Consider the following 13,141-nt stretch of genomic DNA (forward strand, 5'->3'; position numbering starts at 1 on the left):
TTGAGTTTTTATAATTATAAAATTCTTTTAGCAATTGTGGGATAATAATAACTTGTCATTGTTTGAATAATAGTGCCTTGTTCTGGCGTAGCTGCATTGACATATTGGTTATTGCCAACGTAAATACCTACGTGATATGGAGTAGTTGCAGAACCCCAGAATAACAGATCACCGGCTTGCACTTGATCCATTGGTACCTCTTGACCAACCTTCACTTGATCATAAGTGGTACGTGGTAAATTGGTACCTGCAGCATGTTGATATACATATTGCACTAAGCCTGAACAATCGAATGTATCGGGACCAGTTGCGCCCCAAACATAACCTTTACCTACCATTTGTTTAGCCAAAGCTACGACAGCTGCTGCCTTGCTAGAAGCTTGCGTTGAAGTTAACTTCTTTGGAGCAGCTGTAGTTGTCTTTTTACGCGTTGCATTGACAATTTGCTTAGCTTTTCTAATTTTAGCAACCTTGCTCTTCTTGGCTTTAGCTTTCCTCTTCTTAGCGGTAGTACTTAAAGCAATTAATGTCTTCTTTTTCCTAGTAATCTTTGTTTGCATCGGTATATTCTTATCAACACTTACAGTGTAGTTAGCTTTAATCCATTTATGTGTCCCTATTTTGTACCATATATAGCCCTTTTTATCTGTCTTTCGATCAAGGACATTCCAAGTAGTACCATGTTGTACACGTTGACCAGTGAAATGACCATGATTGTAATTAGTCCAGATGTTTACACCATAACCTGGAACATAATTAATCTTAACCCTAGTAGTAGCAGCTTGAACGGCAGCATTAGTTAAATCCGGTTTGACAGTATTTACTGCAGCTACACTAGTCAGAGTTAAAGTAGCAGCTGCAGCAACTTTTACAAAATTATTCTTAATATTCATCAAATTCCCCTACATCTATATCTTTAAATTATTAGGTTGGGTAACAGAACCTTTATTAATCACTAAATCTTAAAAGTTCTTTAATACATTAACAATTTTTATGATAGTTAGTTTATATTACAGTAGTGTTACAGAAGTAATACCAGTTTAATAAAAACATAAACTTGCTTACATCTCTTTAAAAGTGATTAGTTGACAGCCTACTTCTTGAGCTAATTTGTGACACTCATCTGTAAAACCGGTTTTAGAGAAAAGATAATAGTATTTTTTAGGATAATTGAAAATATTACTATTGAAAATCAGCTTTTCTAGTATTTGTTTACTAATAGGTTCATTGAGCCATTTGCATTCGCCAAATATGGCAAAGCTTGTATCATCAGTGGAGAAAGCCAGTACATCTAGCTCAACTTGCTTACGTGTTCTAGAATCCGTTCCCCACCAATTGCCCAGTTTAGTGAACGGCGTTTTTTCAGGATTATAATGTTCCCACAAATAATCTTGTGATAGTTTTTTAAAATCAGCACCTAGAAAGTTACTCAACTTAGACTCTATTCCCTGCCAAGCAACGTCTACCATTCCTCTTTCAATTAAAGTCAATCTCGATGGAACGAAACGATACCAGAATCTGTACATTCCGTCTCTAATACGATAAACAGATTTTTTGCTTTTATTAGGATCTTCTGTAACTGGTACGACCCGATCAATAATCTCTAATTCACTTAAATTGCTCAAAAAACTGCGCAACGATGTAGCTTTAATTTGCGTTGCTGTAGCAATTTCATTTAAACGTGAATGACCTTGAGCGATTGCCGCAATGATCGAATTATAATTAGCGGGATCACGCAATTCTTGCTTTATTAAGTTATTAGGTTCTTCAAAAAGCCGGCCATCTTTCATTAAAAAGTTATCAATAATTGCTTCCTTTACACTCTTAGCACGAGAGAAATAGCTCAAATATTGGGGAATTCCGCCAGAAATTGCATAAAGAGCGAAGGCAGCTTGTTTATCAACTTGGGGTAACATTTTTTGAGCTTCATGAAAATTGAACGATTCAATCTTCAACTGCATGGTTCGTCTGCCATACAATGGACTTTGATATCCAAGCACTTGCTTTTCCATAAAAGACATAGAGGAACCACAGAGAATTAAGAATAACTTGCTATGTAAGAAATTGCGATCGATAAATTTTTGTAATAAAGAGCTAAAACCAGGATAAGATTCAGCCAGATATGGATATTCATCGATTACCCAAACTATTCTTTTTTCTTGCGCGATTTTTCCAATTTCTTCAAGCAAGTCATTAAAACTAGAAAAGCTTGCATTTCCCAAAGAATTAGGGTTTTCAAAACACAATACTGCCTTGCTCATACGTGTGAGATTTGCCTCTTCATTTTCCTGTGTAGCAGTATAAAAGATTGTGGGTTTATCTTTCACAAATTCAGAGATTAATTCTGTCTTACCAATTCTACGTCGGCCATAAATAATCGCACATTCATAATTATTTGATTCATAATGTTGATTTAAACTATTGAGTTCGTGTTCACGTCCTACAAACATAGTCCCTCACCATCCTTATTAATAATTATAGTTTTAAGTATTATTATCGTAAAGATTATTGTCATAACAATAATTGCTATGACAATAATCTTTGTAAGAATAATCTTATTTCTACACAAAAAAGAGCTGAGCTTTTTGCTCAACTCTTTCCTTTTATTTTTTTGAGAAATTAATTAGTCAATAATACGCTTAGCTGATGATGGGTAAAATGAAGCTAAACTTTGAGTCTTAACACTTTGACCAGGAGCTGGTGCATGAACAAACTTGCCGTTACCAACGTAAATACCTACGTGATGGTTCCCCCAGAATAACAAGTCACCTTTCTTAAGCTTCTTAGTTGAAACAGATACTGACTTACCTAAAGTAATTTGACCATAAGTGGTTCTTGGTAAAGTCTTGTGAATAGCGTGCTTGAAAACGTATGAAGTCAAACCTGAGCAATCAAAACCTGAGGGACCAGTTGCACCCCAAACGTAAGGCTTGCCGATTTGTTTTTTAGCAAGCTTAACAACTTCATTGCGCTTCTTAGTTACTGTCGAAACCTTTTCAATTGAAGAATCTGATGGTTTATTAGTTTCAATATTTGAAGTCGAATTTTCAGCATTAACAGTTGTAGTGTTAATGTCATCAGCATGAACTGCTGTCGCTGTAGATACGGTAGTAGTCGCAAGACCTGCAAAAAGTACTGATAAAACTGTTGTTGACTTAACTAAAGTACGTCTAAAACTCAAAATTAATTTTCTCCTTAAAAATGATTGTTGATTGTTGTTTTTAAAATTTAATTTCTTTTATTAAAACTGACCTCTCGGATCAGCTGACGATTTATATAATACATTCGAAATGTTACATGAATGTTTCAAAAAAACTACCATTACGTTAAGAAAATTTGTAAATTTTAAAGCAATCTATATTTTTTGGCCTGAAATCGCGCCATTAAGGCATCGAGCGCCTGTTTTGTTTTCGCTAAATCATCGTTAACAATTACATGAGCGTACTGTTTCAAATCTTCCGGTAGCAAGTTTAATTCACTACCGCTGAGACGTTCCTTGATCTTTTCAGGATCATCCCCTCGTTTAAGCAGGCGCTCCTTCAATTCTTCCTTAGTCGATGTCGTAACATACAAAAAATAAACTTTATCGCCAAGTTGCTTAATATAAGTGTAAACACCCTTAATATCAACAATCAGCGACACGAGATCATGTTTTTTCCAAGCGAGGTTTAATGCTTCACGACTTGAGCCATATTGATAAGAGCCATATCTGATATGTTCGAAAAAGTGCAGCTGGGCAAATGTTTCATCTGTTTCAAAATGATACGAAACATTCTGTTTCTCACCAGTACGCATCGGCCGTGTCGTATGCGTCAGGACACGTGGAATGCCGTATTTTTCACTTAAATAATCAGAAATAGTCGTCTTGCCGGCACCACTTGGTCCTGCGATTATAATTATTTTTTTCAAAAGAAAGTCCCCCACTTGAAAATGTTGCTTTTATATATTACCATTCCTTTGTCATAAAAGAAGAATACTTTTTATTTGGAAAGGATAATAAAGAGCATGAAAAAAGCAGATGTAAAAGTTGGCGCAATCGTTGGCGCTAAGTCAGAAGAAGAACTTAAGAAACCATTCCAAGGCAAGGTTGAAAAAATTTATGAAAATTCTGCTCTTTTAGCAATTACCTCTTACGATCCAGTCGATGAAACTGCAGTTAATGATTTGAACAACAAGATCGTAGTTAACTTCAAGCACTTAAAGGTAGCTCGTGCCGCTAAGAACAGCAAGACCGCTTCAACTAATGAGGTTAAGGTTGAAAAGATTGCCAAGAAGAAGGACGATAAGAAATCTTCTAAGAGCAAGAAGTAATATTTATGAAAAGAACCCCGCGCAATGTTTACGCAGGGTCTTTTTTTGCCTAAAATTATAGGGATATCACTTATTAAGGGAGAAAAAATGAAGGAAAAAACACGAACCGTTTTATTTTGGTTCATTCTCATTCAGCCATTCTTGGACTTGTATTGGTTCTACAACGGCAAACTAGCCGATGTATTGCCATTTACTTTGCCAACAATCATTAGAATTCTGGCTGTTTTTGTCATTTTTTGCATGTTCTTCAGTCAAAAACAAAATTGGCAAAAACTAGGCCAAGAAAAATGGCTAATCGTTTACTTAGCATTGTTGATCGTCTATTCGATTCTGCATTTAATCCACGTAAAAAACTTTAACAGCATTAATCCAACGGATTACGGCTATTCAACTGTAAGTGAAATTTTTTACCTGATTAGAATGCTGCTGCCACTGCTCGTAATCTTTTTTACTAACGAATTGGATTTCACCAGAAATGAATTTAGGCACGTTATCGAAGGAATTAGCGGACTTTTTTCATTCACGATTATCATTAGCAATCTCTTCGTTATTTCGCTGAGAAGTTACGAGACAGGCTTCATTAGCGCTAATATTTTCGAATGGTTCTTCAATCCAAATATCGGCTATTCGCACATGGCATCTAAAGGCTTTTTCAATTTTGCCAATATGGTTTCAGCTGTACTGTTCATGTTAGTGCCGCTAATGCTTTACTTCATGTTCAGCCACTTTAATTGGAAGACTATCACGCTAAATGTTGTACAGGCGCTAGCCATGATTGAACTAGGTACCAAAGTTGCGCTAATCGGTTTAATTGGTGGGATCATCGTCGGCATTTTGCTTTATGTTTTCCACCTCTTCATCATCAAAGACGTGAAGAAAAATGGTAAAGCAATTATCGTTGCCTTGCTTATCGAAGCGGGCACGATGGCAATCATCCCCTTTGGACCAGCCATTCAACGCTACAACTATGAAAAATACTTGGCTCAACAATCAGACAATAGTTTGACCCAGGTTAAAAAAGAATTGGCCGACGGGCTTAAAAAATACCCTAGCGGCAAGAAGCGTAAAGAGTTTTTAACTAACTTTATTGGCGAACACTATCAAGACTACGCTTTGAATAGAAAGTTTGTGATGACGAGTTATCCATATAAGTACGACCCGGAGTTTTGGCTCAAGATTATGAACGAGCCGGGAACTGCTAGAATGGAAAACCGCCGCGTTGAGAAGGCGATGCTGGATCAGGTAGTTATGACTAACAACAATAAGCTAGATAAGGTCTTCGGTATCTCCTACACTAGAGAGACGAATATCTTCAACCTGGAACGTGATTTTACAAGTCAGGTTTACTCATTGGGCTGGCTAGGGATGATACTCTTTATCGGTCCATATGTAGTGATCATGCTATATGCATTGCTTAAATGGTTGAAAGAGAAAGAAAAGAGAACCTACCTGATAAGTTCAATGCTTCTGTCGATTGCCTTCATGCTGTTTGCAGCGTTTTTATCAGGCAATGTAATGGACTTTTTGACTGCAAGTTTTATCCTCGCTTTCGTCGAAGGCAGCTTGCTTCATGAAATAAAAAAAGAAGATTAAATTAAAAGATCAGCGTAATTTTCATACGCTGATCTTTTTTACTTCTCTGGTACAGTATGATCTATCTGGCAACTGTCTAGATAATCATCAATACCATTTTTAAAGTCTCGCTTCAGCTCTTTTACAGTTGCACCTTCGTAAGAAATAATTGTATTTTTTAAACCTAATACATGACCAATCAAAAAGTCATCTTCGGTTTCAATCGTGCCGTAATAGCCTTTGTAGGACAGTACTCCCATGAAACACCTCAATTACTTCTGTTTAATAAAGCTCTGGTCCGGAACACGAATCAAATAATACCGCGTTGCCAAATGACCCGCGTGCATCCCTATTCCATTCGCCAAATTCTGCTTATACTCGGCCGTATAAATCGCTACATAAGCACGCTGATACTTCTTATCCATCTCCGTCAATTCCTTCTTAACATATGGAATCTTCTCCGCATTCACGTCTAAAGCGGTGTTGCCATACGCAATCGAAGCATAATTGCTTGAAGTGGTAATCTTGCTTCCTGCCCGATAAAAAGTATAAGTTTGTGACCCATACTTTTTCTTAGCAGAATCAATCGTCACGTAGCTCGAATTTCCCGAACCCGTTCTCATAATCAGTGGCTCATACTTCACACTTGAAGTTATGCGGTTAGCATCTTCCAAATCAGGATTATCCATAAATGTTTGATTAAACATCCAACCAGCCGCAACCAGTAATACTACAACTTCTACTACATTGACCAAAAAGTTTGGCCAGGTAAAATGCTTATGTTTTTTAATAATCATCTTAATCCGCCGTTGACGGATGTTTTGGACGATAAAGACTAAATAAAGAATGATGGCAACCCAAATCAGGATCCCAATAATATTCCAGCTAAACATGTGTGTCGTCCTCCTTGCCTTTAATTATAGGGGAATTTTTTTCAAATTTGAATAGCTTAAATATTGAATACTTTGCTCTGAGGTGAGAAGATATACCTTGGTACATTAGATTTATTAGGGAAAAATATGGTAGCAATAGCATTTTATTCAATCACTGGGCAAACCAAGCGTTTTATTGATAAAACCAGGTTAAAGGCCCACCAGATCAGCGATGCTAACCCTAAGTATGATATGGGGGAACACTATATTCTTGTAGTGCCTGCATATCAGGACTTTATGATGGATTCCGTCGTTGATTTTTTAACGTATAAAGACAATAAGAAGAATATTATAGGAATTATTGGTTGTGGCAACCGAAACTTCAACGACCTTTTCGCTCAAACTGCAAAAAAGATCGCAGCAACGCTGAAAATTCCCATTTTGTATTTGTTGGAATTCAGTGGTACCGACCAAGATGTCAGAAATGTTCGTAAGATCGTCCATGATCTTTCCGCAGGTCAGAGCACTAAGAAGGTACAAAAACCTAAGGAATTACGTGGAAATATCAGCTTTTTGAGTGATTTTAGAGATTAAATATGACTAAAAAATATTACGAAGCAATAAACTGGAACGACATGGAAGACCGAGTCGATAGATCCGCTTGGGCGCGGCTAAACGATATTATATGGGAACCGCGACACGTTCCAGTAAAAGAAGACCAAAAAGAATTTTTAAAATTGGATAAGCCAAAGCAAACCGCAGTATTGCGTGCCTTTGGCTCATTAGCACTCGCTTCTGGTTTGCAAATGCGAATTGGCCTTGATCAAATCAAGCAAGACGCAATTACGCCGGAAGAGTCCGCTGTTTTGAATGCCCTGCAATATTTGGAATCAATCGCCAATAAAGGTTACAGCTATGTCATCCACGAATTGGGGATTGATGATGATGTCCAAGAAACCTTTGATTGGGCAAACAACAACTATTATTTACAAAGGAAGATTCACATTTTAAATAAGATTTACCAAAGTGGGGATGCATTGCAAAAGAAGGCAGCAGATGTAGTTTTAGAAACTGCTCTCTACCACGCTGATTTCTACGCACCACTCCTTCTTTTCGGTGAAGGTAAAATGGTAAGAACCGCCGAAATCGTAAAATTGGCATTGCGTGGTACGTCCTTTAGCGGAATTTATCCTGGATATAAGTTCCGTCTAGGCTTCCAAAAGCTTGGTAAAGAAGAAAAGTCCAAATTAAAGAAGTGGATTGATAACCTCTTCAGTAAGTTGGTTACTATTGAAGAAAAGCATATTGAAGCTATGTATAAAGATACTGGCTGGATCGATGACGCTAAGCACTATCTTTACTACAGCACGAACAAAGCCTACTTGAACTTAGGCCTTCCCAGCTAAATATCCTGATACGTCTGACACAATTAATCCTGTCCTTGAAAAAGGCGTTATCAAGAGTGCTGTGTTTGAAGACTTCTTCTTCTACACCAACAATCATTCACTTACTAAATTTAAAGAAATTAAATAGTTCAAAAGAAAAAGTCTGCTGAAATTTTTTCAGCAGGCTTTATTTTTTACTTAACTACTTCTTTTTACTTGTCGTTTTCTTTTTCTTAGTAGCAGGCTTCTTTGTAGTCTTCGCAGCTTTCTTTTCAGGTTTCTTGTATTCGCGAATCGTAGTTAGCTTTTCAATAATAGCATCAACCAGCTTATCGACGATTGCAGCACTATCTTTTTCAATCTCATCTTCTGTAGCTAATTGATCAATTCTAAAACCTGATACATTAACATATTCTGAACGCGTTTCAAAATAAACGTTCAAGTCATATTCTTGCCCTTCTTCGAAAAAATTGGCAATCTTCTTATAATTGGCATAAGGCAAGTTGATAATATTAGTCTCTAAGGCAAAAGTAGCTGGACGTTGACCAGTTACAGCCAGTTGGGTTTGCACCAAAGAATTATGCTTGAAAGCTGCTACAACTTCCTTCACCATCTTTTCTGCATATGGTTTAATTTTGCTCTTAGATTTACTGATATCGGCGTATTTCACTGTTTCAAGATCTTGAATGTAATCTTGATTCTCAATTTTATCGTTTAAATCCTTTAAATTAATCTTCAAAATAAACAATCCTTTTTGTTAATCTACATACAAACATACTACAAAAAAATTTTTTGTCACTTTTTTTGAGAATAATATATTGTTATTTTTCTACCTGCTTTTGTTAGAATAAGCATTATGAAAACGAGAAAATTTAATTTAAAATATTTATTTTGGCCCATTCCATTAGCAATAATTTTTATTATAGGGTCAATTTACCTTTTAAACAAAAACGAAATCGATGAACAAATTGATTGGATGACCATGAAAGATGAGCAAAAACTAAATGTACCCCTGGAAAATCAATTGCCGGATTTACCAAACGGCTGTGAGGTAACTAGTTTGTCCATGCTCATGAATTACTATGGCATCAAAGTCAGCAAAAATGAATTAGCCGAAAATATTCAACACGTTGATTCTTTTACCGATAATGGCAAATATCGTGGCAATCCTAATCAGGGCTTTGTCGGGCATATGTCTGTCGCTAATGCCGGCTGGTGCGTCTACAGCGCGCCGCTTTACAATGTCGCACGGAAATATACCAACCATATTCAAAACATCTCAGGCAGCATTTTTTTGGACTTGCTTAAGCGAGTCTCTGATGGTCATCCCGTCATGATCATCACTACCACCACTTTTAGTCGCGTAAACAATATGCAGACATGGGAAACCAACAGCGGCAAAGTCAGAGTAACGCCATCTTCACACGCTTGCGTAATCACCGGCTATAGTAAGAAAAAAGGGATTGTCTATGTAAACAATCCTTACGGCAGAAAAAATCAAGCAGTCAATTGGCATCACCTTGAAGAAAGTTATGATCAACAAGGCCGCCAAGCTTTATATATCAAATAATACAAAAAAAGACCAAGCTCTATTCAAAGCTTGGTCTTTCTTAATCAAGGCACATGCAAAAGCATATGTGGGCATGCAAACTGTTCACATCAGTGTGCCCAACATCAGCACTTCCCGTGCCTGCCACTTAAGGCGGATGTCCTCTATCTCATAAATATACGCATCTCGCGTTCATTAATCGACTCGTCAATTAAGTACTGTACTATTTTTTTCGTCGCATGTAAAGTCTCAGCTTGCGCAAATGGCGATATTTTAATTTGTAAAAAGCTTCCGTGCACATTGTTGAAAGCAAGAACCCCAGTCCAATGGCACCAGTGACGATGGCTACTCGTAAAATCAGCTCTTGTCCTTGAGTATAATTGCCAACAACTAGTGCGCGAACAGCCTGATAAGCGGGCATCCCCGGCACCAACGGTACCAACGCTGGAATGTTAAAAACAGTTACCGGACATTTCTTTATTCGTGCAAAGAACAGACCCAAAATACCAATGAAAAATGCCCCCAGCAGGTTGGAAACCATCCGTCCCATCCCTGCTCTAAAGCAAAACCAATAAGTCATCCAGCCAACCATACCGCTAACTCCAGACAAATTTAAAGCTCGGTGCGGCACGTTAATCGTCAATGCAAAACCAACTGAAGCGATATACGAAAAGGCAACGTTAATGATAATTTCTAACCAAAATGGCATTTTTAGGCCCCCATGAACTTCAAAACTAGGGCGACGCCACCGCCTAATGCCAAAGCACTTAGCGTAGCCTCACACATTCTAACGATGCCTGATAACAAATCACCCATGAACAAATCACGCAAGGCGTTGGTCAATGCAAGTCCTGGTACCAAAGTCATCAAGGCCCCTACCAAAATATGGTCAATGATCATTTTGGGATCAAGATAATTTAAAAATACTGCTAAAAGTCCCATCACCATGGCGGCAACTAATTCTGATAAAAAGCGGACTTTAGTGTATTCTTTAAACTCGCAGTATGCCCAAAAGCCAACAGCCCCAACAAAAGCTGCCCCCGGAAAATCAACCCAATCATAGTTATCCATGAACAGCACCATTAAGGTGGCACTCAAAACGCCCGCACCAACTACTTGTAGCCACATAGGAAAGGATGGAGCATTAGCAACTTTAATAATGCGTTCGCGTAGTTCAGGCAGATCAATCTTTTTAGCCGCAAATTCACGCGATAACTCATTAACTCGATCTACCAACTCCAAATTGATATTCCGATCACGAATCTGCTTCATCTGCGACAGATCTCCGCCATCCAAACTCATAAAGACACAAGTTGGCGTCGCAAAAACACGCGGATCATCAATCCCAGCGTTACGCGCGATTCGGAGCATCGTATCTTCAACTCGATACATTTCACTGCCGCCTTCAATCATAAGACGACCTGCAGTTAAACAAATATCCAAAACTTCTTGATAAAATTGGGCGGTTTGCTTATTGGACATAATGTTAGCCTCAATTCATTGTTTCAATATCAATGGTTTTATCGACCCAATCGCCACGGAAGAAATCTCGCTCGTGGCTGACAACGATTACCCCACCTGGGAAGTTCACGATTGCTTTTCTTAAAGCATCCTTCGTATCGTTATCCAAGTGGTTAGTAGGTTCATCCAAGAAAAGCAAGTTAGCTGGTTCGAATTGCATCTTCGCCAATTTCACTTTTTCCTGTTCCCCACCAGAGAGTTCCTTCAGCGGACTCATTGCTTGTTGCGCGGTCAAGCCCATTCTAGCTAAAGCCTGGCGCAATTCACGCGGCTTCTTTCGCTCAAATTCTTCTTGCAGATATTGTAACGGCGTCATATTGCTGTTGGGCCAAGCCAAGTCCTGCTTGAAGTAAGCTAATTTTGCCGTTACGGACAACTCATATGAACCGTAAATTGGCTTAAGCTGACCTAAGAGCGTTTTAAGCAAAGTGGTTTTACCGATACCGTTAAAACCGGTAATCGCTACCTTTTCATCCCCGCCAACGGAGAAATTAAAGGCCGACTTAACCAAAGCGTGATCATAGCCGATCACCAAATCCTGCGTCTGTAATAGCAAGTTAGAAGCAGTAGCCACATATGGAAATTCGAATTTAGCACGACGATTGTTTTTAGGTGGAGTTAAAACGTCCATTCTAGCCAATTGTTTCTCACGTGACTTCGCACTCTTAGCACGCGTACCGGCCTTGTTCTTGCGAATGTAAGCTTCAGTCTTCGCAATCTTACGCTGTTGGTTGGCATAGGCCTTGAGGTAAGTCTCACGGTTAGCCGCTTTTTGCCGTAACGCTTGCTTCAACGTTCCCGTATAACGGGTAATCGTACCGAAGTCGATATCGATAATACAGTTAGTAATCCGACCTAAAAAGTCATAGTCGTGACTAACTACAATAAAGGCGCCTGAGAAGTTATTCAGGTAGTCTACTAACCAATCAATGTGCGATACATCAAGATAGTTAGTCGGTTCGTCCAGTACCAAAACATCAGGGTTTTGTAAAAGCAATTTACCCAAAATAATCTTGGAGCGTTGACCACCTGATAGTTTAGAAACATCGTGATCGTAGCCCAGATCAGCTAAACCCAAACCAGCGGCAACTTGTTCAATCTCGGTATCAATATCATAGAAGTTATTTTCTTCTAGGTAAGTCTGAACCTTGCCGGCTTTTTCCAATAAGGCATCGTCACCATTTTCCGCATATTTTGCGTAAAGGTCGTTCAATTCCTTTTCTTTTTGATAAAGATCATCAAAGGCAGTACGCAAAAAGCCACGAATGGTTACACCAGGAGCCAACTTGGCATACTGATCCAGATAACCCACATCAACTTTGTTTTGCCACTTAACTTGGCCTTCATCAGGAATAATTTCGCCGGTCAAAATTTTAATCAAAGTAGATTTACCTACCCCGTTTTGACCAGTAACTCCCATATGGTCTTCCTTATTCAACACGAAGCTAGCATCTTCGTATAAAGTTTTATCAATAAAACTCTGACTTAAGTCTTTTACAGTTAATAAACTCATTTTCCCTCTTATTCCTCAGCTGATTCGCGCTTTTTTTCATAATTTTGCAGCGCATCAAGTACACGTGGCCAGTAACGTTTAGGCAAAATCAATTCCAAATGATTATGGTAGATTGGAAAATCGCTTGCCTTCATTCCCGTAATCTTGGCCACTTCTTGATCAGTCAGCTTATATTTGTAAACTATTCTCTTAATTTCAACTGATGCATGCCCTCTAAAGTAAGACAAGCCGAAGAAAAAAATCGCAAAAACACCAGCAAGGATGATTGAAAGCTGCAAGTTCAGACTAAAACTGCGTAGACAAATAAACATCACGGCAATAAAAGAAATAATGGCGGAAATCACGCCATAAACAACTGGAAATATACTCTCTTTTTTCTGCATAATTTTTCCCTTCTTACATTGAAACTTGGTAACTG

The 13,141-nt window shown here is 38.2% G+C and carries 15 protein-coding genes and 1 pseudogene; 5 read left to right on the forward strand and 11 right to left on the reverse strand.

Annotation, left to right across the window (positions count from 1 at the left end; translation table 11 throughout):
* Positions 1-14: 14 nt before the first annotated feature.
* The 4 genes from FC57_RS02920 to FC57_RS02935 all read right to left on the reverse strand — a co-directional run bounded on the left by FC57_RS02920 (position 15) and on the right by FC57_RS02935 (position 3,909).
* Positions 15-893, reverse strand: a complete 879-nt coding sequence (locus FC57_RS02920) for a C40 family peptidase (RefSeq protein WP_007126090.1) — start codon at positions 891-893, stop codon at positions 15-17.
* 168 nt (positions 894-1,061) lie between these two features.
* Positions 1,062-2,450: an ATP-binding protein gene (locus FC57_RS02925; protein WP_007126089.1), complete on the reverse strand. Its 1,389-nt coding sequence runs from the start codon at positions 2,448-2,450 to the stop codon at positions 1,062-1,064.
* Between the two features lie 173 nt (positions 2,451-2,623).
* On the reverse strand, positions 2,624-3,181 hold the full coding sequence (locus FC57_RS02930; protein WP_007126088.1) for a C40 family peptidase: 558 nt from the start codon (positions 3,179-3,181) through the stop codon (positions 2,624-2,626).
* A gap of 164 nt (positions 3,182-3,345) precedes the next feature.
* On the reverse strand, positions 3,346-3,909 hold the full coding sequence (locus tag FC57_RS02935) for a guanylate kinase (RefSeq protein WP_040529562.1): 564 nt from the start codon (positions 3,907-3,909) through the stop codon (positions 3,346-3,348).
* Positions 3,910-4,005: 96 nt separating this feature from the next.
* On the opposite strand from FC57_RS02935, the gene FC57_RS02940 reads away from it, so the two are divergent.
* Together FC57_RS02940 and FC57_RS02945 are read left to right on the forward strand one after the other, a co-directional pair.
* On the forward strand, positions 4,006-4,311 hold the full coding sequence (locus tag FC57_RS02940; protein ID WP_007126086.1) for a DUF2187 family protein: 306 nt from the start codon (positions 4,006-4,008) through the stop codon (positions 4,309-4,311).
* Between the two features lie 87 nt (positions 4,312-4,398).
* Entirely contained in the window at positions 4,399-5,904 is a 1,506-nt protein-coding gene (locus tag FC57_RS02945) for an O-antigen ligase family protein (RefSeq protein ID WP_040529560.1), read from the forward strand.
* A gap of 38 nt (positions 5,905-5,942) precedes the next feature.
* Here the strand turns inward: FC57_RS02945 and FC57_RS02950 are convergent, their stop codons facing one another.
* On the reverse strand, positions 5,943-6,143 hold the full coding sequence (locus FC57_RS02950; protein WP_007126084.1) for a hypothetical protein: 201 nt from the start codon (positions 6,141-6,143) through the stop codon (positions 5,943-5,945).
* 12 nt (positions 6,144-6,155) lie between these two features.
* The gene (locus tag FC57_RS02955) at positions 6,156-6,776 is read right to left on the reverse strand and encodes an LVIS_2131 family protein (RefSeq protein WP_007126083.1); all 621 of its coding nucleotides are present in this window, start codon (positions 6,774-6,776) and stop codon (positions 6,156-6,158) included.
* A 126-nt stretch (positions 6,777-6,902) separates the two neighbouring features.
* Between FC57_RS02955 and nrdI the strand changes: the two genes are divergently transcribed.
* The gene (gene nrdI, locus FC57_RS02960) at positions 6,903-7,349 is read left to right on the forward strand and encodes a class Ib ribonucleoside-diphosphate reductase assembly flavoprotein NrdI (RefSeq protein ID WP_007126081.1); all 447 of its coding nucleotides are present in this window, start codon (positions 6,903-6,905) and stop codon (positions 7,347-7,349) included.
* A 2-nt stretch (positions 7,350-7,351) separates the two neighbouring features.
* A pseudogene (locus FC57_RS02965) lies at positions 7,352-8,288 on the forward strand (ribonucleotide-diphosphate reductase subunit beta).
* Positions 8,289-8,342: 54 nt separating this feature from the next.
* Here FC57_RS02965 and FC57_RS02970 read toward each other — a convergent pair.
* Positions 8,343-8,879, reverse strand: a complete 537-nt coding sequence (locus tag FC57_RS02970; RefSeq protein WP_007126079.1) for a hypothetical protein — start codon at positions 8,877-8,879, stop codon at positions 8,343-8,345.
* A gap of 117 nt (positions 8,880-8,996) precedes the next feature.
* Between FC57_RS02970 and FC57_RS02975 the strand changes: the two genes are divergently transcribed.
* Positions 8,997-9,710 (forward strand): C39 family peptidase, encoded by a 714-nt coding sequence (locus tag FC57_RS02975; RefSeq protein ID WP_007126078.1) that lies wholly within the window; start codon positions 8,997-8,999, stop codon positions 9,708-9,710.
* Positions 9,711-9,912: 202 nt separating this feature from the next.
* Here the strand turns inward: FC57_RS02975 and FC57_RS02980 are convergent, their stop codons facing one another.
* Genes FC57_RS02980 through FC57_RS02995 form a run of 4 tightly spaced genes read right to left on the reverse strand, consistent with a single transcriptional unit; the run spans position 9,913 to position 13,106 of the window.
* Positions 9,913-10,398: a threonine/serine exporter family protein gene (locus tag FC57_RS02980; RefSeq protein ID WP_007126077.1), complete on the reverse strand. Its 486-nt coding sequence runs from the start codon at positions 10,396-10,398 to the stop codon at positions 9,913-9,915.
* A gap of 2 nt (positions 10,399-10,400) precedes the next feature.
* A complete protein-coding gene (locus tag FC57_RS02985) occupies positions 10,401-11,171 on the reverse strand; it encodes a threonine/serine exporter family protein (protein WP_007126076.1) in 771 nt (256 codons plus the stop codon).
* Positions 11,172-11,181: 10 nt separating this feature from the next.
* Positions 11,182-12,723 (reverse strand): ABC-F family ATP-binding cassette domain-containing protein, encoded by a 1,542-nt coding sequence (locus tag FC57_RS02990; RefSeq protein ID WP_007126075.1) that lies wholly within the window; start codon positions 12,721-12,723, stop codon positions 11,182-11,184.
* 8 nt (positions 12,724-12,731) lie between these two features.
* Entirely contained in the window at positions 12,732-13,106 is a 375-nt protein-coding gene (locus FC57_RS02995) for a 6TM ABC transporter family protein (protein ID WP_040529558.1), read from the reverse strand.
* Between the last annotated feature and the right edge of the window lie 35 nt (positions 13,107-13,141).

The sequence above is a fragment of the Lactobacillus ultunensis DSM 16047 genome (assembly GCF_001436305.1).
Taxonomy (GTDB): Bacteria; Bacillota; Bacilli; order Lactobacillales; family Lactobacillaceae; genus Lactobacillus; species Lactobacillus ultunensis.

Coding starts and splice junctions, on each gene's coding strand:
- FC57_RS02980 (WP_007126077.1), bottom strand. CDS start 10,398: ATGCCATTTTGGTTAGAAATTATCATTAACGTTGCCTTTTCGTATATC.
- nrdI (WP_007126081.1), top strand. CDS start 6,903: ATGGTAGCAATAGCATTTTATTCAATCACTGGGCAAACCAAGCGTTTT.
- FC57_RS02990 (WP_007126075.1), bottom strand. CDS start 12,723: ATGAGTTTATTAACTGTAAAAGACTTAAGTCAGAGTTTTATTGATAAA.
- FC57_RS02950 (WP_007126084.1), bottom strand. CDS start 6,143: ATGGGAGTACTGTCCTACAAAGGCTATTACGGCACGATTGAAACCGAA.
- FC57_RS02945 (WP_040529560.1), top strand. CDS start 4,399: ATGAAGGAAAAAACACGAACCGTTTTATTTTGGTTCATTCTCATTCAG.
- FC57_RS02940 (WP_007126086.1), top strand. CDS start 4,006: ATGAAAAAAGCAGATGTAAAAGTTGGCGCAATCGTTGGCGCTAAGTCA.
- FC57_RS02995 (WP_040529558.1), bottom strand. CDS start 13,106: ATGCAGAAAAAAGAGAGTATATTTCCAGTTGTTTATGGCGTGATTTCC.
- FC57_RS02925 (WP_007126089.1), bottom strand. CDS start 2,450: ATGTTTGTAGGACGTGAACACGAACTCAATAGTTTAAATCAACATTAT.
- FC57_RS02985 (WP_007126076.1), bottom strand. CDS start 11,171: ATGTCCAATAAGCAAACCGCCCAATTTTATCAAGAAGTTTTGGATATT.
- FC57_RS02920 (WP_007126090.1), bottom strand. CDS start 893: ATGAATATTAAGAATAATTTTGTAAAAGTTGCTGCAGCTGCTACTTTA.
- FC57_RS02955 (WP_007126083.1), bottom strand. CDS start 6,776: ATGTTTAGCTGGAATATTATTGGGATCCTGATTTGGGTTGCCATCATT.
- FC57_RS02975 (WP_007126078.1), top strand. CDS start 8,997: ATGAAAACGAGAAAATTTAATTTAAAATATTTATTTTGGCCCATTCCA.